Annotated in this window: 16 protein-coding genes; 12 read left to right on the top strand and 4 right to left on the bottom strand. The window is 62.5% G+C overall.

Going from position 1 to position 22622, the window contains the following annotated elements:
- Positions 1-3 precede the first annotated feature (3 nt).
- From AC1DON_RS06085 to AC1DON_RS06110, 6 genes are all read left to right on the top strand, one after another.
- Positions 4-1641 (top strand): family 43 glycosylhydrolase, encoded by a 1638-nt coding sequence (locus tag AC1DON_RS06085; protein WP_476933862.1) that lies wholly within the window; start codon positions 4-6, stop codon positions 1639-1641.
- Between the two features lies 1 nt (position 1642).
- On the top strand, positions 1643-2617 hold the full coding sequence (locus tag AC1DON_RS06090; RefSeq protein WP_476933863.1) for a pectinesterase family protein: 975 nt from the start codon (positions 1643-1645) through the stop codon (positions 2615-2617).
- The gene (locus AC1DON_RS06095) at positions 2614-5682 is read left to right on the top strand and encodes a twin-arginine translocation signal domain-containing protein (RefSeq protein ID WP_476933864.1); all 3069 of its coding nucleotides are present in this window, start codon (positions 2614-2616) and stop codon (positions 5680-5682) included. The genes AC1DON_RS06090 and AC1DON_RS06095 overlap by 4 nt, the downstream gene beginning before the upstream one ends.
- A gap of 6 nt (positions 5683-5688) precedes the next feature.
- Entirely contained in the window at positions 5689-6612 is a 924-nt protein-coding gene (locus AC1DON_RS06100) for a rhamnogalacturonan acetylesterase (RefSeq protein ID WP_476933865.1), read from the top strand.
- 73 nt (positions 6613-6685) lie between these two features.
- Positions 6686-8176: a glycerol kinase GlpK gene (gene glpK / locus AC1DON_RS06105; RefSeq protein WP_476933866.1), complete on the top strand. Its 1491-nt coding sequence runs from the start codon at positions 6686-6688 to the stop codon at positions 8174-8176.
- On the top strand, positions 8173-9717 hold the full coding sequence (locus tag AC1DON_RS06110; protein WP_476933867.1) for a glycerol-3-phosphate dehydrogenase/oxidase: 1545 nt from the start codon (positions 8173-8175) through the stop codon (positions 9715-9717). The genes glpK and AC1DON_RS06110 overlap by 4 nt, the downstream gene beginning before the upstream one ends.
- Here AC1DON_RS06110 and AC1DON_RS06115 read toward each other — a convergent pair.
- The 3 genes from AC1DON_RS06115 to AC1DON_RS06125 are packed head-to-tail and all read right to left on the bottom strand — an operon-like array spanning position 9714 to position 13893.
- Positions 9714-11441 carry an ATP-binding protein gene (locus AC1DON_RS06115; RefSeq protein WP_476933868.1) on the bottom strand — a complete coding sequence of 576 codons (1728 nt, stop codon included), beginning with the start codon at positions 11439-11441 and terminating at the stop codon, positions 9714-9716. The genes AC1DON_RS06110 and AC1DON_RS06115 overlap by 4 nt on opposite strands.
- A complete protein-coding gene (locus AC1DON_RS06120) occupies positions 11438-11989 on the bottom strand; it encodes a TOL_0243 family YfiR-like periplasmic protein (protein ID WP_476933869.1) in 552 nt (183 codons plus the stop codon). The genes AC1DON_RS06115 and AC1DON_RS06120 overlap by 4 nt, the downstream gene beginning before the upstream one ends.
- Positions 11990-11991: 2 nt before the next feature.
- Complete coding sequence (locus tag AC1DON_RS06125) at positions 11992-13893, bottom strand: TOL_0244 family TonB-dependent receptor (protein ID WP_476933870.1); 1902 nt, start codon at positions 13891-13893, stop codon at positions 11992-11994.
- Between the two features lie 187 nt (positions 13894-14080).
- Between AC1DON_RS06125 and AC1DON_RS06130 the strand changes: the two genes are divergently transcribed.
- From AC1DON_RS06130 to AC1DON_RS06150, 5 genes are all read left to right on the top strand, one after another.
- Positions 14081-16240, top strand: coding sequence for an alpha-glucuronidase family glycosyl hydrolase (locus AC1DON_RS06130; protein ID WP_476933871.1), 2160 nt, complete (start codon positions 14081-14083; stop codon positions 16238-16240).
- A 124-nt stretch (positions 16241-16364) separates the two neighbouring features.
- Positions 16365-17135, top strand: coding sequence for a FadR/GntR family transcriptional regulator (locus AC1DON_RS06135; protein WP_476933872.1), 771 nt, complete (start codon positions 16365-16367; stop codon positions 17133-17135).
- A 191-nt stretch (positions 17136-17326) separates the two neighbouring features.
- Positions 17327-18139: an alpha/beta fold hydrolase gene (locus AC1DON_RS06140; protein WP_476933873.1), complete on the top strand. Its 813-nt coding sequence runs from the start codon at positions 17327-17329 to the stop codon at positions 18137-18139.
- Complete coding sequence (locus tag AC1DON_RS06145) at positions 18139-20535, top strand: PAS domain S-box protein (RefSeq protein WP_476933874.1); 2397 nt, start codon at positions 18139-18141, stop codon at positions 20533-20535. The genes AC1DON_RS06140 and AC1DON_RS06145 overlap by 1 nt, the downstream gene beginning before the upstream one ends.
- 10 nt (positions 20536-20545) lie before the next feature.
- The gene (locus AC1DON_RS06150; protein WP_476933875.1) at positions 20546-20974 is read left to right on the top strand and encodes a response regulator transcription factor; all 429 of its coding nucleotides are present in this window, start codon (positions 20546-20548) and stop codon (positions 20972-20974) included.
- On the opposite strand, the gene AC1DON_RS06155 is transcribed toward AC1DON_RS06150, so the two are convergent.
- Positions 20971-21384, bottom strand: coding sequence for an RrF2 family transcriptional regulator (locus AC1DON_RS06155; protein ID WP_476933876.1), 414 nt, complete (start codon positions 21382-21384; stop codon positions 20971-20973). The two genes, AC1DON_RS06150 and AC1DON_RS06155, sit on opposite strands and share 4 nt — an antisense overlap.
- Positions 21385-21539: 155 nt before the next feature.
- Between AC1DON_RS06155 and AC1DON_RS06160 the strand changes: the two genes are divergently transcribed.
- Positions 21540-22586, top strand: a complete 1047-nt coding sequence (locus tag AC1DON_RS06160) for an ABC transporter substrate-binding protein (RefSeq protein WP_476933877.1) — start codon at positions 21540-21542, stop codon at positions 22584-22586.
- The last annotated feature ends 36 nt before the right edge of the window (positions 22587-22622 follow it).

The following is a 22622-nucleotide window of genomic DNA, read 5'->3' on the forward strand; positions in this document are numbered from 1 at the left end:
CGAATGTCAGCGAACCGCCGCGACGCATTGAAAACCTTCAGTCTGGGAGCGCTGTTATTCGGCGCATCCGCCGCCGAGGCTGCATCCAGGCCCTCAGCGGCAGAGACACCTGTGACCTGGGCCAAAGGCGTGGAAGGCCAGCGCAGGGCTGATCTTGGCAATGGTACCTTCCTTAATCCGATCATGGCCGGCGACCATCCCGATCCGTCGATTCTGAAGGACGGTTCCGACTACTACATGACGTTTTCGACCTTCGACGCCTATCCCGGCCTGATCATCTGGCATTCGAAGGACCTGGTGAACTGGCAACCCATCGGCCCGGCGCTTACGCGCAATATCGGCTCGGTCTGGGCGCCGGAACTCTGCAAGCACAAGGGCCGCTACTTCCTCTATATCCCGACCAAGAAGACCTCTGGGCCGGACTCGAAGACAACGTCGTGGGTGATCTGGGCGGATAATATCAAGGGACCGTGGTCGGATCCGATTGATCTCGATCTGCCCGCCCATATCGATCCAGGCCATGCCGTCGGCGAGGACGGATCGCGCTGGCTCTTCCTGTCGGGCGGAGATCGCGTGCGCCTGTCGGATGACGGCTTGGTGCGCGTCAGTGAGCCTGAACACGTCTACGATCCGTGGCGCTACCCTGACGACTGGGACGTCGAAGGCTTCGCGCCAGAAGGCCCCAAGGTCACCCGCCACGGTGACTACTATTATCTGATCCTGGCTGTCGGCGGCACGGCCGGTCCGCCGACCGGTCACATGGTCATTGCTGCGCGGTCAAAGTCGATCAACGGACCGTGGGAACAGCATCCGCGCAACCCTCTGGTCCGCACAACCTCGCTTGAGGAAAAGTGGTGGTCGCGTGGCCACGCAACGCTGGTCGAAGGGCCTGCCAAAGAATCTGGAGAACCCGACTGGTGGGGCGTCTATCACGGCTATGAAAATGGCTTCTGGACGCTGGGCCGCCAGACGCTGCTGGCGCCGGTCACGTGGAGCAAGGACGGTTGGTTCGACTTTGCCGGCGGTGACCTGTCGATGCCAATCAATAAGCCTAAGGGCGGCAAGCCGCATGGCGGCGCCTTGGCTCACGGTATGGCGCTGTCGGACGACTTCTCGACCGACAAGTACGGCATCCAGTGGAATTTTTTCAATCCGGCCGCCGATGAGGCTGACCGCATCCGCCGCGAGGGCGGAGTCCTGCACCTCAAGGCGACGGGCGAGGCACCGTCGTCGTCGTCAGTGCTGACGACTGTCGTCGGCGACCCGGCCTATGAGATCGAGATGGAGATCGAGATCGACGAAGGCGCGCGCGCCGGCCTGCTGCTTTTCTACGATCAGAAGCTCTATGGTGGCCTTGGCTTCGACAAGGACCGCTTCATCACCCACCAGTACGGCATCGAACGCGGCCGTCCGGCCAATCCATATGGCCAGCGCATGCTTATGCGGTTGCGCAATAATCGCCACATCGTCAGCTTCCATACGTCGAGCGACGGTCAGACCTGGAAACGCTTTGATCGCGGCATGGAGGTTTCCGGCTACCATCACAATGTTCGCGGTGGTTTCCTGATGCTTAAGCCCGCCTTCTATGCTGCGGGCACCGGCGAAGCGCGCTTTAAAAACTTCAAGTACAAGGCGCTGTAGGATGATTACCCGTCGTCTGTTCATTGGGGCGGTGGCCGCCGTGGCCGCCGTCGCGTCCCCGCCGTCGTGGGCGCAATCCCGCCCGTCGGTGCGTGTGCCGTCGCAGTACAAGACTGTGACCGAGGCCCTGGCAGCCCTGCCGGATACCGGCGGGACGGTCGAGATCGCGCCTGGCACCTATCGCGAGAAGTGGTCGCTGTCGAAGACCGACGTCCACCTCATCGGCACCGGCAAAAACCCCGAAGATGTCGTGCTGGTCTGGGGTGACAGCGCCAAGATGGCTGGCGGCACCGGCAAGTCGGCGTCCTTCGCCGTCACAGGCGACGGCTTCCGCGCGCATAACCTGACGATGCAGAACGACTATCATCTCAATAATCCGGAACCGTCGCAGGCGGTCGCGCTCTATCTGACGTCCGATCGTGCCGTGCTGACCAAGGTGCGCCTGCTGGGTGCACAGGATACGCTCTACGCCGCCAGCAAGAAGCCGATCCAACCCAGCCGCCAGTATTATCGCGACTGCTATATCGAAGGTCATGTCGACTTCATTTTCGGCAATGGCCTGGCCTTCTTTGACCGCTGCGCCATCCATATCATCGCCCGCGAAGGCGCCTTTATCACCGCCCATAGCCGCACGGCCGCGATCGAAACCACGGCCTACGTCTTCGATCACTGCACGGTGACGACAGCCGGCGACGGTACCTACTATTTCGGCCGCGCCTGGCGTCCCTATGCCCAGGTTGTCTTTCTCAATACGAAGATCGAAGGCCGCATCCATCCGGAAGGCTGGCGCGAATGGACGCCCGGCAAGACGGAAACCTATGCGACGGCACACTTTGCTGAATACGGTTCGACCGGACCGGGCGCTAACGATAAGGCGCGTGTCTTCTGGGCTGACATGCTGACGGCCGAATCCGCAGCCAAGTGGCGGATTGAGGCCGTCTTCCCGGATCGCAGCTGGATCGGAGATGTAAAATGACCGAACTCAGCAGACGCGGATTTTTAGGCGCAGCGGGCGTAGGGGCTGCGGCAATTGCTGCACCCGTCCAGGCGCAGCAATCTGGGCTCACCGTGCCCGACGAAGGCTGGAACCTGTGGATCGACAAACAGGCGTCGTGGAAGGACGATGTCATCCACCTGCCGTCGCAGGCCGATCTCAAGACCCTACCGGTGAATGGGCCGACCGGCGGCTGGGGGGCTTTAAAGCCTGAAGCCACGGTGACGCTTCCTGCGACCGTCGAGCAGCATTTCTGGGGCTGTTTTGGCCTGCGGCCCTATACGGGCGATGAGTACCGCTATGCCGACGACGACGACGTGCCGCAGTATGGCGCCTATACGGGCGTGTCGTGGTGGTGGCGAAACATAGACATTCCCGCCAGCGCAAAGGGCAAACGCGTCCTGCTGCACATCCGTGGGGCACGGCTCAGGGCCGAGGTGTTTCTGAATGAACAGCTGGTCGGCTATTCGATCATGTCGGAGCTGCCGCTCGACTGCGACCTCACCGACGCCATGAAACCAGGCCAGGCCAACCGGCTGGCGATCCGCATCACCAATCCAGGCGGGCGCTACGACTGGCGCGACTCGACGACCATGATGTGGGGCAAGCTGAAATTGTTTGCTTCGCATGGTTTTGGCGGGCTCGATCGCGGCATGAGCTTGAGCGTCCATCCGCTCGACCACCACATTCGCGACGCCTGGGTGCTGAATACGCCGGATGCCAAGGTCGTCACCGGCCATATGGAAGTCGCGCTCAGCACCGCAAAAAAGAGTGCAACAAAAGCCGTATTGCTTGACGATCAGGGCCGTCCACAGGCGGCCGACATTACCGTCGAGCACCAGTCCATCACCAATGGTGTCGCAACCGTACGCTTCCGCGTCTCGGCGCCGGCGGCGAAGCTGTGGGATATGGAGAGCCGCAACCTTTATCGCCTGCGCTTTACCTGGGGCAAGGACACGAAGGACGTCCGTTTCGGCTTCCGCTGGTTCGCCGTCGATGGTCTCGGCACCAACGCCCTGCTACGGCTGAACGGCAAGCGCATCAAGCTCTATTCCGCCATCTCGTGGGGCTATTGGGGCTACAACGGCATGTGGCCGACGCCAGAGTTGTCCCGTCGCGAAGTCGATGCCGCCAAGGCGCTGGGGCTCAACACGCTGCACGCCCACCGCAATGTCGGCAAGCGCGATGTCTTTACCGCGCAGGACGAGCTTGGCCTGTTGCGTGTCATGGAACCCGGCGGCGGCCGCCATGCTATTGCCAGGGATCTGAAGCCCGGCGAGACCCTGTCCGAGGCCGATATCTTCAGCCGCGCCTTCATGGTCGAAAAGTGCGTCGCCATGGCCAAGGCCTTCCGCTCACACCCGTCCCTGGCGCATTATACGCTGCAAAACGAGATCGGTGCCGACGTGGCCAATCCCGACGTGCAGGCGGTTTTGAAGGCGATCCACGATACCGATCCGTCGCGCACCGTCATTCTCAATGACGGCTTTGTTGCGCGCGGCGCAGCGCAAGCCATGTACCTGCCGTACAGCGATCACTACTATCGCTCGGACGTCGAAGAGTGGGGCGGCTGGTGGGTAAACCATCAGGGCGCCGGCGATCAGTGGTACGACAAGTTCTATCAGGGCAAGGACAACTATATCCACTATCAGCCGGGCAAGCCGTTCATCGTCGAATTCGGCGAAATGCAGGGCTGCGCGGTCGCCGACAATCACGTCAAGATGGTCGCCGATATCCTCAGCCGTGGCGGCAAGTCCTACGACTTGGAAGACCACAAGATCATCGTTGCCAACACTTCGGAATATCTCGATAAATGGAACTTCCGCAAAGCCTTCCCGACAACGGAAAGCCTGTTCCTGTCGGTCGGTCGCAAGGCCTACGACGCCTGGCAGCACTATTGCGAGAATATCCGTATCGGCGACAGCGTGGATATCGCGGCCATCTCCGGCTGGGAAACAACGGCGATCGAAAACCATTCCGGCATTGTCGATAACCTGCGCTATTTCAAGGCCAATCCCGACCTGATCAAGTCAAGCCTGCTGCCCGTCCGCCCGGTCGCCAAGACGCGCAAGCTGGCTTTCGCGGCGGGTGAAACGGCCGAGCTTGATATCTGGCTACTCAACGACACCGACCGCCAGCTTACGGGTACGCTGAAGCTCAGCCTGGTGACGCCGGACGGCAAGTCGGTCGAGATCGCCATCTATCCGGTGCCACATCACGTGCCCGATCAGTTCAGCTACCTGCTGGCCGAAAAGGTCATGACGCCGGCCCTGACACAACCGGGTCTGCACAAGATCCAGTTGGAACTGGTAGGGGCGTGGACCTCGCCGTTCACGCGCGAGATATGGGTGACGGATACGAAGCCGGCGTTCAAGAAGGCCCTACGCATCGCTGTCTCGGGCGTCGCCAAATCTTTCCGCGCCCAGTTGGCGCAGGTAGACGGGGTGGCGTTCGAAGACTTCAAGGCGGGCATAAAATATGACGCCATCATTGCTTCGGGTCTTAAAGCCGAAGAGATCGAGCGTCGTCAGATCGCCGAACAGACCGGCCTGGAAGCCCAGCCGAAGAAGGGCGAAAAGCCCATCATCGTCCCGGGTGAACTGCCGGCCGATCTGCTCAAGGCCATCCAATCCGGCACACCGCTGCTGGCTATGGTGCCGGAAGATGGCCTGGCCGACGGCGTGGCGAAGCAACTGGCCGCTCTGCAACTGTTCCGCTATTCCGGACAGGTCGGAAACCTGCGCGCGCCGTGGATGGGCAACTGGAACTATCTGCGCGCCCACGCCCTGTTCGACGGCATCCCGGCGGATCAGGCAACCAGCGTCCTGCACCAGATCCCGGGCGAGCCGTCCAACGGCCTGCTAATCTCGGGCGACGGCATCGAGGTCATCGCCGCCTACAGCCGCGACCACGATCGCTACAATGGCGCGGCGACTTTCACCGTCGAAAAGGCAGGCACTCGGATCATCGTCCATCGCCTGCCCGACATGGTGGCGCCGCTGCAGAAGCGGTACCTGATCAATGCACTCAACTGGCTGACGAGGTAGAGACCTATGACACGATTTCTTAAAGCCGCTGTATGTGTTGGCGCGTTGGCTGCGCTTGCCTCACCCGCCATGGCACAGACGACACCGGCCACGCCGGTCCTGACCGATGCCGAGGCGCGTGCTCAGGTCAGGAAGATCACCGCCAAGAAAGTCATCCTGGTCGGCGACTCGACCGTGGCCGTCCTCGGTGGCTGGGGGCCAAGCTTCTGCAGCCATCACCTCAGTTCCTTCGTCACCTGCGTGAACCTGGCGCGCGGTGGGCGCTCCAGCTTCAACTATCGCGCTGAAGGCTCGTGGGACATCGCCTTGGCTGAAATGAAGTCCGGCGGCTTTGCCCAGACCTGGGTGCTGATCCAGTTCGGCCATAACGACCAGCCGGGAAAGCCAGGCCGTTCGACAGACCTCGTCACAGAATTTCCGCAAAACCTGAAACGTTATATCGAAGACGTGCGCGCCGCCGGTGCGGTTCCGGTTCTGGTCACGCCTTTGACGCGCCGGGGTTTTGAGAATGGCAAGCTTCAGGACGATCTTGCGCCATGGGCCGAAGCGACGCGTAAGGTGGCAACCGAGATGAATGTGCCGCTGGTCGACCTCTATGCGCGCTCGCAGGAGGCCGTGAAGGCAGCCGGGCCTGTCGGCTCCATGGCCTATGCCCAGAAGCCGCCGTCGCAGCAGGTGCTTGAGGCCGGCAAGACCGGCACGACCATCGCGGCGCAGACAGGTGTCGCGCCGATGCCCAATGCGGCGCCGCTGACCGAAGCGCAAATCCGCGATGCCACCGAGCCAATGGGGCAGGCGAAGCTCAGCTTCGACTACACCCACGTCGGCCGCAATGGCGCCGATGTCTTTGCGGCGCTGGTGACGCGCGAGCTGGCCAAGGTGGCGCCGGACCTGCGTCGCGACCTGATCGCCCAAGGACCTGCTCAGTGAGGGCCTACTCAGTGATTTGACTACGGCCGGCAATCTCTCCAAACTCGCTGGAAGCGTTTAGGGAGGTCTTGCTGTGCCGGAATATATCCTTGCCTTCGATCAGGGCACGACCTCCAGCCGCGCCATTGTCTTCGACCGCGACGGCAATATCTGTCGTGTCGCGCAAAAAGAGTTTCGGCAGATATTCCCGCAACCGGGCTGGGTCGAGCACGACGCGCGCGAAATCTGGAGCACACAGATCGGTGTCGCTGGCGAGGCGCTGGCCGGGGCGGGGCTGAAGGCGTCCGACATCGCGGCCATCGGCGTCACCAACCAGCGTGAGACAACGATCATCTGGGACCGTGCCACAGGTAAGCCGATCCACAACGCCATCGTCTGGCAGGACCGGCGCACGGCGGCCGATTGCGAAGCGTTGCGCGCCGCCGGCCACGAGCCGGTGTTTCAGCAGAAGACCGGCCTGCTGCTCGATTCCTATTTCAGCGGCACCAAGGTGCGCTGGCTGCTCGACAATGTCGAAGGGGCGCGTGCCAAAGCCGAGCGCGGCGAACTGGCCTTTGGCACGATCGATAGTTGGCTGGTGTGGAACCTGACCGGTGGCGAGCTGCACATAACCGATGCCTCGAACGCCAGCCGCACACTGATGTACGACATCCATACCGGCAAATGGGATGATGAGTTGCTCCGTATACTGAATGTACCGAAAAGCCTCTTGCCCGAGGTTCGGCCTAACAGCGAAGTCTATGGCCGCACCGCCGAGGGCTTGCTGGGCGTGCGCATACCCATTGCCGGCATGGCGGGTGATCAGCAGGCGGCGACTTTCGGGCAGATCTGCACCCAGCGCGGCATGGCCAAGAACACCTATGGCACCGGCTGTTTCATGCTGATGAACACCGCCGATGAAGCCGTGCCTAGCCGCAACAAACTTCTGACCACGCTGGCCTGGGAGATGTCGGACAAACGCACCTATGCGCTGGAAGGTTCGGTGTTCATTGCTGGCGCCGCTGTGCAGTGGCTGCGCGATGGCCTGGGTATCATTCGGTCGTCGTCCGAAATCGAGCCTCTGGCAAGATCTGTCGAAACCTCTGACGGCGTCTATTTCGTCCCGGCCTTTGTCGGTCTGGGCACGCCGTACTGGGACCCACACGCCCGCGGCACGCTGCTGGGCCTGACGCGCGGGTCGACCAAGGCGCATATTGCCCGCGCCACGTTAGAGGCCGTCGCTTTTCAGTCCGCCGAGGTGCTGGAGGCCATGCAGGCCGACAGCGGCATCGATCTTCAGGAACTACGCGTTGATGGTGGCGGCAGCGCCAATAACCTGACCATGCAGTTCCAGGCGGATATTCTGGGCGTGCCGGTGGTGCGGCCGAAGATTGTTGAGACGACAGCCCTGGGTGCGGCCTATCTCGCCGGACTGGCGGTCGGCTATTGGGACTCGCCCGAAGCCCTGGCCAGTCAGTGGCAGGTCGATCGCAGGTTCGAGCCCAATATGGGCAGTGATGAACGCGCCGAGCGCATGGGCCGCTGGCGTGAGGCCGTGCGCCGCAGCGCAGGTTGGGACCAGTGACCGATCCACGCGCCGAAATCCTCGAGGCGGCGACCGTCGATCGTGTCTGGGACGTCGTAGTTATCGGTGGCGGGGCTTCGGGCCTGGCGACCGCGTTGGAAGCTGCCACGCGCGGCGCGTCTGTTCTGTTGCTGGAGGCGCACGACTACGCCAAGGGCACCAGCAGCCGCTCGACCAAACTGGTCCACGGCGGTGTACGCTATCTGGCGCAGGGCAATGTCCGGCTGGTGAGGGAGTCGCTGCACGAACGCGGCATCCTGAAACGCAATGCGCCGCATCTGGTTCGCGATCTCGGCTTTCTGATCGCGGCCTATCAGGCCTGGCGGTTGCCGTTTTACGCCACCGGCCTGAAGCTTTACGACCTGCTGGCCGGGACCCTGAATCTGCGCTCAAGCCGGATACTCGATCGCAAGGCGGCTTTGGCGCACATGGCGACTCTGAAGCCCGATGGCCTGCTGGGTGGCGTTCTCTATTTCGATGCCCAGTTCGACGACAGCCGGCTGGCCATCACCCTCATGCGCTCACTTGAGGACGCGGGCGGTGTCGCGCTCAATGCTGCACCCGTGACTGCGCTGATCAAGACCGATGGCCGGGTCACCGGTGTGCGGTTTGCCGACGCCGAAACCGGGCAGGGGCATGAGGCGCGCGCCCGCGTCGTCATCAATGCGACCGGCATTTTCGCCGACACGGTCCGTCATCTCGACGATCGAACCGCCAAGCCTTTGCTGTCGCCAAGCCAGGGTGTGCATATCGTCGTCGGCCGGGGCTTCCTGCCGGGCGATGCGGCTTTGATGGTGCCGCGCACCGAAGACGGCCGCGTGCTGTTTGCCGTACCGTGGCACGGCCGAACCCTGATCGGGACGACCGATACGGCGGTGCTGGATATAGAATTGGAGCCCAGGCCTCTGGAAGAAGAGATCGACTTCATCCTGCGCACGGCTTCGGCCTATTTGCGCCCTGCACCTAAGCGCGAGGACGTATTGAGCGTCTTTGCGGGCCTGCGCCCGTTGGTTCGCGACACAACCGCCAAGGACAGTAAAAAGCTGGCGCGCGACCACGTCATCGTCGTGTCGGAGTCAGGCCTGGTGACCCTGACCGGTGGAAAGTGGACGACCTGCCGCCGCATGGGCCAGGACGTGGTCGATCGCGCCGCCGCTGAGGCCGGTCTGACGCTTAAGCCCAGCCGGACAGAAAGCCTGCATCTGCACGGGTGGACGACCACAGCCGATGACGATCACTGGCGCGTCCATGGCTCCGATGCCGGGCAGATACGTGCCCTGCCGGGCGCGGCAGCCCTGCTGCATATCGGGCTTCCGTATGTCGAGGCGGAGGTGCTCTGGGCCGTTCGTCACGAACAGGCGCGGAGCGTGGAGGATGTGCTGGCGCGGCGCCTGCGGATGCTGTTTCTCGACGCCAATGCTGCAATAAATGCTGCGCCGCGCGTTGCGGAATTGATGGCCGCCGAGCTCGGCCATGATGCTGCCTGGCAGGCCGGGCAGGTTGCGGCATTCACCGAGCTGGCATGCGCCTATAAGCTTTAGCGCTCGGCCAGCGCGTCGAGTTCATGTTCAAGCTGGCTGATCGTGAAGGGCTTCGAGATCAGGTTGGTGCCGGAGTCGAGCACGCCGTTGTGCACGATGGCATTTTGCGTATAGCCGGTCATGTACAGCACGCGCACCGACGGTTTGCGCTTCTGCACGGCGTCGGCCAGTTCGCGGCCGCTGCGGCCCGGCATGACGACATCGGTCAGCAGGATATCGACCTTGGCATTGTCCTCGACGATCCTCAGCGCCTGGTCGGCATCGGCGGCGCTCATTACGTCATAGCCCAGCTCGGCGAGTGCGGCGGCAGCGAAGTCGCGCACGCCGACTTCGTCATCGACGACCAGGACGGTCTGGCTGCGGCGGTCGATCTGGTCCTTTTGCGCGGACACGGCAATGGGCGCAGCGGCGGGGATGTCCTTGCTGCGCGGCAGGTAGAGCTTGATTGTCGTGCCGCGGCCGACCTCGCTGTGCAGGCTGATATGGCCGCCCGACTGCTTGACAAAGCCATGGACCTGGCTGAGACCGAGGCCGGTGCCAAGCCCCGTTGGCTTGGTGGTGAAGAAGGGCTCGAAGACGCGCTCAAGTATGTCGGGCGCGATGCCGCTGCCGGTGTCGGTGACGGTAATCAGAACATACTGTCCCGGTGCGACCTCGTCGTGTGCTCCGGCATAATCCTGATCGAGAAAAGCGTTCGAAGTCTCGATCGTCAGCTTGCCGCCGGCGGGCATGGCATCGCGCGCATTGACAGCCAGATTGACGAGAGCGGTTTCCAGCTGGCCGGCATCTATGTGTGCCTGCCACAGGCCAGTGGCGCGCACGGTTTCGATCGAGATTGTTTCGCCTAGCGTCCGGCCCAGCAGTTCCGACATGTCGGCGACTGACCGGCCAACATCGGTTGCCTTGGGGTCGAGCGGCTGGCGGCGCGAAAAGGCGAGCAGGCGCTGGGTCAGGGTCGCGGCGCGCTTTGCTGCGTCCTGGGACCCTGCAACAAAACGCAGCATTTTGGGGTCAGCGTCGGGATAACGGCGGACGAACAGGTCGAGATTGCCAATGATGACGGCTAGCATATTGTTGAAATCGTGAGCTATTCCGCCAGTGAGACGCCCGACGGCTTCCATCTTCTGGCTCTGGCGCAGCGCGGCCTCGGCGCGTTCGCGCTCGATCATTTCGGCCTTGAGGCGGTCATTGCCGCGCGCCAGGGCCCGTGTGTCGATCGCCATGACGGCCAGCATCAGCGACGCCATCAGCACCAGCAAGCCGGCGCCGCTATACCGCGCGATACGGGCGCCCACAGTCTCGCTCCGGACGCGGAAGTAGACGGTGCCCAGCGGCACGCCGTTTTCGGCGACGGGCTCGCGCACGGCAATCACATCCTGGGGAGCCTGGGCGTCAAGCTGCGCAAGCTGGCTCGGGATGTCCTCGTCGCCGTAATGCGCCACCAGCCGTCCGGCCTCGTCGAAGACCGCAACGACCTCGATATCGGGATTGGCGCGCAGGGCCGTCGTATAGCGGCCAACCTCATTGATCTCGTCAAAGGCCAGGGCGGCGGTCACCGAGTCGGCCAGGACACGCGCCTGGACGGTCGCGGCCTGGCGGATCTGGGTCTGGTGGCGGCTTTCGGTATAGACGGCGAGCGCGATACTGGTCAGGATCAGCAGAAGAAGGCTGACACCCACAATAACGCCGCGGCGGCGCGCGAGATAGGACGGGGCCATGCTCATGACCATCCCTTCGCGGTTTTCACCGACAGGGCAAGACTGAGAAGCTTGGAGCTGATCGTCAGCCCACTGGCTTCCGCAGCGGCCTGATCGATGCGGAAGCGAACCTTGCCCTGATGAAGGGTGAAGTCGACCATGCCGCCGGCGTGGCCACTGTCGGTGACGGTCAGGACAGGATGCCCTTCGGCGGCGCGGAGCGTCGCGGCGACCTGTTGCTGTGACCCGCCCGCATAAACAACGCTACAGGTCTCCGCCTTATCCAGGACCGCCATACGTACCACGGCAAGGGGCCGACCGTCATACGCCTGTCCCGCAACGGCATTATCGAGCAAAAGGCCGAAGGGATCCGGACCGACCACGCAAATGGAGAATGGTTTGCTGGTATCGCTTGCTGGCCATTCCACAAACGGCGCAAGCTTGTAAAGATAGGTCGCCTTGACGGCAGTAGCCAGCTGCGATGGCTGAGTTGGCGCCGGGATCGCTACCGACGGGGCTGAAGCCGCCATCAGGCATATCGCTGCTTTACGCAACCATGTGCGGCGGCGCGCCATTGTCAAAAACCATAACGCAGCGAAGCAAATAACGATCGGCCGACATAACGCGGTGCGGTAGTTGATGGATCGTAGGCTTCCAGATGGCGCGGATTGAGCAGGTTTGCGCCGTTGATCGACAGGTCTAGATTATCGCGAATACGCCAGCCCAGGCGAAGGTTGAGTTCTGTGTAGCCGGGCACCGGCGCGGAGTCGATCTCGCCGACGGTTCGCAACCACGCATCCAGTTCGACCGCGTCCGTTATATTCCATTCCGACCGGATCTGCGCCTGGTAGGACGGGTCCTGGCCAAAGAAGGTTCCATAGAGATCGAAGGTATAGCCCGGCTTCAGCTCGAAATCCTTGTGCAGCAGGTTGAAACCTGCGCTGATCCGCCAGCCCGGCGCCACCTCGTACCGGGTCCAGCCTTCCAGGCCATAGGTCGTCCCCCTGGCGCCGTTTTCAATCACCAACGGCAGGACAGTGACAGGCGTGATGCCGGCTGTGCGCAGGTCGTCGTACAGATTATAGAAGGCCGACAGCGAGTAGGACATGCGCTCCAGCGGCTGGGACCGCCAGCCGGTTTCAAAGGCAGTCAAGGTTTCGGAGCCGTAATCTGGCGAGGGAACAAGCACCCCGGTGGCCTGGAGCTCACGTTCGATACGATTGGGTGTGCGCACTGCGCGCGACACGGCAGCCCAGGCCATATTATGTTTGTTCGGGTGCCAGGCGACACGGACATTGGGCAGCCAGTCAAAGCCGGAATAGGAATTGTACTCGGCTTTCAGTCCTAATGTCAGCTTCAGGTTGGACTTCAGCGCGATCTCATCCTGTGCGAAAATCGACCCCAGGGCGATGGTTGTTTTGGGTTCAGCAAAGTGGAAAATGTTGTAGGAATTGAAGTCTTCCCACCAGTTGCGTACTTCGCCGCCCCAGACAATGCGGTGCCGTCCGCGCTGGGCCAGGGTGTGCTGGACATCGACGTTCAGGGTGTAACGGCTTTCATCCAGGCTGGGGTCGCTGCGTTCATTGTGGTCCACGTAGCCATTGACAGCCAGGGTCGAGCCGTCCTCAAGCGCGCGTGACCAGCCGGCATTCAGATCATAACCGCTAAAGTCGCCACCACCGTCTTTAATAGTGTTGCTGTACGCATTGCCTTTGAGGGTCCAGGTAGAAACGTCACTGACCCCATCGATGCGAAAGCCGCCATGGACACCGTCAATGGCATCCGATGGTACGCCGGCATCGACGGCTTTGGTTTCGCCGACCCGGAAGGCATCGGCAAAGACGCGATAGGTCACGGTCTCATTCAGCCGCCCGCCATAGCCGAGCGTCAGCTGGCGTTTGTACACGCCCATGGCGGCGCGGGCGACAAAGCCTTGCGCGCCACCGGCGTCCTTGGTGATGATGTTGATGACACCGTTGACCGCATTGGCGCCCCACAGCGTGCCACCGGGACCACTGATGACTTCGATGCGCTCTATATTGTCGGGAGCCACATTGACCTGGGACCAGACTATCCCGGATCCGATAGGTTCATAAACGCTGCGGCCGTCGACCAGGACCAGCAGCTTGTTCGCCGTTTCCGGCGAGTTAAATCCACGCGCCGTCACCGTCCAGCTATAGGCGTTGATGCGGGCGACTTCGAGATTGGGCGCCAGGCGCAGGATTTCCGGCAGACTGGTAACGCCCGACCGACGTATGTCTTCCTGGGTGATAATATAGGCGGCCGCCGGGGCCTCACTCAGCGCTTCAGGCCGTTTCGAGACAGAGACTATCTCAAGATTAGCCAGGTCTTCGATCGACATATTGCGCAGTTGTTCGATCGACGGCGAAGCATCATCGGCCCGGGCGGTGTTGGCACCTAGCCAGACAAGGCCGAAAACGGAAAAAACTCCGCAGCGAAGGATTATGCGAAGTGACAAACGTGGTGATCTCGGCCCCATTCTGTCCATATTACGTTGATAATATAAGGAATCGATACGAATTCGACTTTGAGCCGTTGCGCGGCCTTTGGCAACCAGGATTTGATATCGCTAACAGTGCGCTTGATCTGACCAATTTTGACGGTATGGTCTGATCTGCCGGAAAAGAACACCTTGGGAGGCTTTCATGCGTTTTCGTCCCCTTGCCGGGCTGTGCCTGGCCGTGTCCCTGGCATCCGGAGTTGCGTGTGCCGCGCCCGCCAGGGCCGAGGACGGCTATGACCTGTGGCTGCGCTATCGTCCGGTCGATGCCGATGCGCAGGCGCGCTACCGGCCGCTGGCGACGGCGATTGTCGGCGGGGACGGTGCGACGCTCGATGCAGCCGAAACTGAATTGCAGCGCGGCCTGAAAGGGCTGCTGGGCACAGATGCGGCGGTTGGCGTGACGCTGGCCGATGGCGCCATTGTCCTTGGCACGCCGGCCAGTTCGTTGCTTGTCAAAGGCCTGAATCTGCCGCTGACGAAGCTCGGCAAGGAAGGTTTCCTGATCCGCTCGGCGACGATCGACGGCCATGCTGTCACAGTCATCGCAGCGAACAGCGACGTCGGCGTGCTCTACGGCGCCTTTCGTTATCTGAGTCTCATTCAAACCCGCCAGGACGTGTCAAGGCTCGACCTCGCCGATGCACCGAAGCTCCAGGTCCGCGTTCTCAACCACTGGGACAATCTCGATGGCCACGTCGAACGCGGCTATGCCGGGGACTCGATCTGGGACTGGTGGCGGCTGCCCGATCTGGTCGATAATCGGTACACGGACTATGCCCGCGCCAATGCCTCGGTCGGCATCAATGGCGCGGTGCTCAACAACGTCAATTCCAAAGCGATCAGCCTGACCGCACCGTACCTGGCCAAGACGGCTGCCGTCGCCAAGACCTTGAGACCCTATGGCATGAAGGTCTATCTGTCTGCGCGTTTCTCGGCACCGCTTGAGCTCAAGGGCTGTCCGACCGCCGATCCGCTCGATCCTTGCGTCAAGGCATGGTGGAAAACCAAGGCCGACGAGATCTACGCCACGATTCCGGATTTCGGCGGCTTCCTTGTGAAGGCCAATTCCGAAGGCCAGCCAGGTCCGGGCGATTACAAGCGCAGCCACGCCGACGGCGCCAACATGCTGGCCGAAGCGCTGAAGCCGCACGGCGGCATCGTCATGTGGCGCGCCTTCATCTATTCCGAGCACGACGCCGACGACCGCGCCAAGCAGGCCTATAGCGAATTGCAGCCGCTCGACGGCACCTTCGCGCCCAACGTCCTGCTGCAGATCAAGAATGGCGCCATCGACTTCCAGCCGCGTGAGCCCTTCCATCCCCTGTTCGGCGCCATGCCAAAGACCAACCAGATGCTGGAAGTGCAACTGACCAAGGAATATCTGGGGCAGGCGACGCACCTGGCCTATTCGACGGCGCTGTACGAAGAGGTGCTCGACGCCGACACCTTCCAGGGCAAGGGCAAGACGAAACGCCTGACGGTCGCCGATGTCCTCGAAGCAACGCCCCTGACCGGCATGGCCGGTGTCGCCAATATCGGCGACGACCGCGACTGGACGGGCTCGGACTTCAACCAGGCCGACTGGTACGGCTTTGGCCGGCTGGCATGGAACCCGGACGCCTCCAGCCGCGACATCGCCGCCGACTGGGCGAGGATGACCTGGACCAATGACCCGGCCTTTGTCGCGCCCGTGGTCGACATGATGATGGCGTCGCGCGAAACGGTCGTGAAATACATGACGCCGCTGGGCCTGCACCACCAGATGGCGACGGGCCATCACTATGGGCCGGGACCCTGGGTCTGCGACCTCAGCCGCCCCGAATGGAATCCCTGCTACTACGCCAAGGCTGACAAAGACGGCATCGGCTTCAACCGGACGAAGACCGGCAGCAATGCCATCGCCCAGTATGCGCCCGGCGCCGCCAGGCAGTGGCTTGACCCGAAAACGATCGATTCCAAGGACCTGCTATGGTTCCACCATGTCCCTTGGACCTGGCAGATGCCCGATGGCCGCACCGTGTGGGACAGCTTGGTCGTCACCTATGGCGAGGGCGTCAAGGCGGTCGGCGGCATGCGCCGGACGTGGACGGGGCTTGAGACCCATGTCGACCCGCAGCGCTTCCGGGCCGTGTCGTCCAGCCTGGTCATCCAGGAAAAGGAAGCCAGGTGGTGGCGCGACGCCTCGATCGCCTGGTTCCGCTCCAAATCGGGCCTGCCGCTGCCAGCGGGCGAGGCCGAACCTGAAAAGCCGCTGGAGTATTACATGTCGCTCGAATTCCCCTATGCGCCGGGCAAGGGGTAAGATGGGCGGCTTAACTGGCCTGACCACCTTGCCATTGATACGACAAATCGATTAGAAAGGTCCCATCCGGCGGGATTCGGGACCTCGCCGGCGAACTTCCGGTCGCCGTCCCGGCTTTGATGTCATGCACCTTACGCCCAACAAGACTGTCCGTCTCTACCGCCGCGTCGCCGACGAACTCGTCGAGGCCATTCGCAATGGGACCTATGGGGTAGGCGACAAGCTGCCGGCCGAACGCGAACTGGCTGAAACCTTTGAAGTCAGCCGGCCGACCGTGCGCGAGGCCATGATCGCCCTGGAAATCTATGGCGTCGTCGAAATCCGCCATGGTTCGGGCATCTATGTCATCGAACCCGAAACGGCGGGCAACACCAATGATGCCGGCTCGACGCGCGACCTCGACGTCGGCGCCTTCGAACTGATCGAAGCGCGGATCATCATCGAAGGCGAAACCGCCGCGGTTGCCGCGGCCGCCGTCACCGACGCCGATGTCGCCGCACTCGACGCCCTGATCGAACGCATGGTCAGCGGCAATGAGGCCGAATGCGAGCAGGCCGATCGTGAGTTCCACGACTATCTGGCCGGCGTCACCGACAACAGCGCGCTGATCGACACGATCGACCACCTGTGGGACCTGCGGACGCGCTCACCCCTGGCCTCTCAGATCATGACGCGCGCCCAGGGCGGCGGTCGTGAGGCGCGCATCGACGAACACCGCCAGATCGTCAAGGCCCTGGCCAGCCGCGATCCGTCGTCGGCACGCGCCGCCATGCGCCACCACCTGGAGCAGGTGCGGGAATATCTGCTGGTGGCGACGGAAACGGCCGAGATGGAAACCCTGCGCCAGAAGCTGCGCGACAAGCGCAACACCCTGTCGCGGCGCACGGGTTACTAAAGCGATATGCCAAAAAGTGTTCAGCGGTTTTTGGCTAAATATCGGGATAAAACAAAACCGAGAGCATGATGGCGGTTCGATTTAAACGCATCATGCTCTAAGCCGGGTGACCGCAGCGACACGACGTCACGTTTTAAGACGATCATAACCCTGAAGTGGCATCATGCCGGGAAAGTATTCCGGTGTGCTACATGTCTGTCTTCAAACGAAATGCCGTCAATATCAGCGGCCGTGGCGACCAGCCGCTTGTTTTCTTGCATGGTTATGGCTGTGACCAGACGATGTGGCGCCATATCGCCAGCCATTTCGAAGCACAGCGCAAGGTCGTGACGTTTGACCACGTCGGTTCGGGCCAGTCCGATCTCAGCGCCTACGGCCGGACGCGTTACGCCACCCTCAACAGTTACGCCGACGATTTTATCGAGATCATCGAAGCGGCCGATCTCAAAAGCGTAGATGCCATCGGCCACAGCGTCGGCGGCATGATCATGCTTCTGGCAGCGCGCAAACGCCCCGACCTGTTCAGCCGCATCATGATGCTCGGCTCGTCGCCGTGTTATCTCAATCTCGACGGCTACCAGGGCGGTTTCGACCGCGAAGGTATCGAGGAGCTTCTTGCCTTTCTGGAAATGTCGCTGCAGGGCTGGTCGTCCTACCTGGCGCCGCTGGTCATGGCCAATGCCGACCGTCCGGAACTGACCGCAGAGCTGGAAAGCTACTTCGTCAGCAACGATCCCGACATCATGCACGATTTCGCCCGGGTCATCTTCCTGTCTGATCACCGTGCCGACCTGGCCGCCGTCACCACGCCGGCCCTGGTCATGCAGTGCCGCGAAGACATCATCTCGCCACCCCAGGTCGGCGAATTCATGCACGCGCAGATTCGCGGCAGCGACCACGTCATGCTCGACACCCGCGGCCACTATCCGCATCTCAGCGACCCCGACGCCGTGCGCGCAGCGATGACGGCCTGGCTGGACACGCGCATGGAGAAGGCCGCCTGATGGACCTGAATGCCGTTGTCCGTGCAGGCGAGGCCGCGTCATCGGCGGAACTGTTCGACCTGAGCCCGTGCGGCCTGGTCGTCTGTGACGACGCCGGCCGGATCGTGCGCGCCAATGCCAGCTTTTGCGACATGGCCGGCCTAGCGCCCGAAGCCCTCAAGGAAGCCAATATCGGCAGCCTGCTGACCCGCGCGTCCTTCTTCATCTACAAGGCGCGCGTCGCGCCCCAGCTTGCCCTGGCCGGAAGCGTCCAGGAGGTGTCTCTGGACCTGAGGCTGGCCGACGGCCAGACCCTGGCCGTCCTCTTGAGCGCACGCCAGGCGGTGGCGCATGGCGCGAACACCCTGACCCACATCGCTCTGTTTCCCGCGCGCGAACGCCGTCTGTTCGAGCAGGAACAGCTCAAGGCCCGCCGTGAATTGCGCCAGTACCGCGATTATCTGCAAATGGCCGAAAAGCTGGCCAATGTTGGCCACTGGTCGTACCAGCTGGCGACTGGAGACATTCAATGGTCTCCGGAGGTCTACACCATCTTCGGACAGGACCCGAAGATCAAGGCGCCGCTGCTCGACGACGTCGTGGAACTGTACCATCCGGACGACCGGGAGATGGCCAGGCGGGCGATGAACGGCGCCCTGGCCGATGGCGGCAGCTTTACCTACCGCGCGCGTCTACTGCGCGGCGAAAGCCTCGGCATCGTTCAGGTCCATGGCATCTGCGAACGCGCGCCTGGCGGCGAGGTAACCGGCCTTTTCGGTATCTGTCGTGATGTCACCAACTTTGTGCGCAATCAGGAACGGCTGGAGCAGAGCGAGGCGCGCTACCGGCTGCTGGCCGATGAATCGAATGACATTATTACGATTTTCGATCTTTCGGGATGTATTGAATATATCTCCCCCGCCGTCGAAAAGATTCTGGGCTACCAGCCCAATGAGCTGCTTGGCCGCAATGTCCGCGACGTCATCCATCCCGATGACTGCGAAGCGACCTTTGCCGCCTATAGCGTCTATGTCCGGAACAAGAACTGGGAAGAAGGCCTGCGCGTCCGCTATCGCGCCATGCACAAGGACGGCTATGTCGTGTGGGCCGAGGCGCATCCATCGCCCATCCTGGACAAGACAGGCGAGCGCGTCGTCGCCTTTCAGGACGTGGTGCGCGACATCTCGCACCAGAAGGCGACCGAGGATGCCCTGGCCCAGGCCAGTATCGAGGCCAATGCCGCCGCCGAGGCCAAGGCGCAGTTTCTCGCCAATATGAGCCACGAACTGCGCACGCCGCTGACCAGCATCATCGGCTTCTCGGCCTTGCTGCGCGACCTCCTGGCCGGCAATGACGACCTGCGCCGCCACAGCCAGCGCATCCATTCGGCGGGGCAGGGCCTGCTGAACCTGATCAACGACATTCTCGATCATTCGAAACTGGAAGCAGGCCAGCTTGAGCTTGACCTGGCGCCGGCGTCGGTGGGCGACATCGCCACCGAGGTCGCCGATCTTCTGTCGCTCCAGGCCGGCAACAAGGGGTTGACGATCTCGGTCGAAGGCGCGGAAACCCTGGCGCCCCAGTCGCTCGTCGACGATGGCCGCCTGCATCAGGTGCTGCTGAACCTTGTCGGCAATGCCATCAAGTTTACCGAAACCGGCGGTGTCACCATCTCGCTGTCCCAGTTCGAATCCCGTGAAGGCGACCGCCTGCGCGTCTCGGTCCGCGATACCGGGCCCGGCATCTCCGAAGCCGGCAAGGCGCGGCTGTTCGAGCGCTTCAGCCAGGTCGACCGCAGCGCCCATGACATGCCGGGCGGCACGGGGCTTGGCCTGTCGATCTGCAAGCAACTGGTCGAGCTGATGAGCGGAGCGATCGGCGTCAACAGTACCCTGGGCGAAGGATCGGAGTTCTGGTTTGAAATTCCGTTGCCCGACATGCACCAGATGCATACGGCGCCGGTTGCGGTTGCGCACCGGCCGGGCCGTATCCTGGTGGTCGATGACCAGGACGCCGTGACCGACCTGCTGGGCAACCTCCTGACTCCCTATGGCCATGAGATCGACGTCGCCATCAACGGCTACGATGCGGTCCAGGCCAGCCAGCGCGCGCCCTATGATCTAATCCTTATGGACATCAACATGCCGGTCATGGACGGCTTTGCCGCCGTCCGGACCATCCGCAGCGGTTGCCCGTTCAATGCCGATGCGCCCGTCCTGGGGCTGACCGCGGCAGGTGGCGACGCGCGCCTCCAGGCCTGCCTGTCTGCCGGCATGAACGCCATGCTGGCCAAGCCCATCATGCCCGCCGCCCTGCTCAATGCCGTGGCGCTGTGGCTCAATGTTCCGTCCGGATCGGCCTTCGATCCAACGGCGGCCATCCGCATGGCCAATGAAACCAAGTATAAGACTGCATGAGGATCCAGTCATGACTGAACCCCGCCGAATCCTGATCGTAGAGGATAATCCCGATATCGCCGAGCTGGTGGCGATTCGCCTGGGCCTCTCGGGTTACAACACGTGCAAGGCCAAGGACGCCGACACGGCTATGCGGCTTGTCGGTGAGTTCAAGCCGCATGGCATCCTGCTGGACATCGGCCTGCCGGGACGCGACGGCTTTTCGTTCCTGCAGGGGCTGAAAGCGACCGCGCCTTATCGGAACATACCGGTGCTGATGTTGACGGCACGTCAGGCGAAAGGCGACATCCAGATGGCGATGAGCCTTGGCGCCAAGGACTATGTCGCCAAGCCGTTCGACGACCACAAGCTTTTGTTCCGCATCGCCCGCATGTTGGGCGACCAGGTCGCCAAGCCGACGGCAAAGGAGCGCACCTATGTCTGGGGCGGTCAGTCTTAAACCGAAAACGGTTTGGCCAGGGTAGAGCCTTCCAGCACGCGCGCCATGGCGTCGCGGGCGGCGACCAGTATGGTGCGCAGGGAACAGTCATCCGGGGTCGGGCAGTCCTCGCACTGCGCATAGGCCGTGCGGCTGGCGCAGGTCGTCAGTGCCAGGGGGCCGTCGGTCAGGCGAATCAGGTCAGCGATGGAGATCAGGTCGGCCGGCTTGGCCAGGGTATAGCCGCCGCTGCGGCCGCGGCGCGATGTGAGCAGCCCTTCGCGGCGCAGGTCGAGCAATATGCCTTCCAGGAAGTGTTGCGGCGCCTTGATGCGGCTGGCCAGTTCGCCGGCCTGCAGGCTTTGTTCAGGGCCGCATCGGGCTAATTCCTGCATTACACGTATAGTATACTTGGCGCGCTGGGACAGCATGTCTGGTTTGTTCCCCTGATCACAACGCAACGATAGGGCAACTTATTGAACATCACAAGCGAGCGGTGATTTTTTCTCAATCGTCGCTGCAGAAATTTTCGCACGATAAATCTACACTTAAATGATAGGAAATATCCGCCACCCGGAGATTTCCCATGACGTTTACCAGCAAGGTTGCCGCATCCGCTAATGTTCCGCTGGTCTGGTACGCGCGCTGCCCGACCCTGACCGCGACAGGGCTTGTGGCCAATCGCGGCGTATTCCAACGCGAATTCCTGCGCGAGAACGTCCGCATGGTTTCTGTGCGCGAAACCGACACACCGTCGGTGCGTCAAGGACATCTCGACCACAGCCTGTCCAACCTGATCCGCGAAGCCGACGCCGCCACCGCCTTGTGGGCGCACGGGCTGAATGGGCGCTCGCGCCTGATCGCCCTTGGGGAAACGTGGCATTCTGTCAGCGTGGTTACCCGTCCCAAGACGCTGGTGTCCAGTTTGCGCGACCTTATCGGCCGCCGCCTGTCCCTGCCCAAGGAGGCGGGCAGCTTCTCACCAGCCCAGGTCCGGTCTTTGCGCGCCTGGGACACCGTGCTGCGGGTGAGCGGTGTGTCCCTCCAGGATATCGAATTTGCCCCGGTGGTCGCCGATCATCCGTCCGTGCCGTTTGGCGACATCGCCCGCCGCGAGGTCGAAGCTCTGCTGGGCGGCCATACCGATGTCGCCATCCTGTTTGGCGCCAAGGGCTTGGAACTGGCGCGTTCGGCGCACCTGCATGAGGTCCACCGCTTCACCGCCGAGGAAATTCGCAACCAGCCAAAGCTGGCCGGCCTCGTCGAACTGCGCGCCGTGACGGCCGATGAACCGTTCATCGAGGCCAGTCCGGACGTCGTGGCGCGTATCCTGAACAACCTGCTTCAGGCGGCGTCCTGGGCGGAAAGCTTCCCGAGGGAGGCGCTGCGCCACGTCGCGATCGAAGGCAAGGTCGAGGAGGGCGATGCGGCCACAGCCTATGGCGCGCACCTGGCTGAGGGCGCGCGCCTGGGGCTTGAGGCCGATCGCCTGCAAAAGCTGGCCGATCTGCAGGCCTGGCTGAAGACGCGTCATCTGGTGCCGGACGACCACGACCTCGCTGGCTGGCTGCGTCCCGACATTCTCGACAATGCCCACCAGCGTTCGAAGGCGTCCAGGCGAATCCCGGCCTGATTGCCTTCGCATTGAACGGGGTGCGATCTGGTGATC

The organism is Asticcacaulis sp. P4_H10 (genome assembly GCF_056400965.1).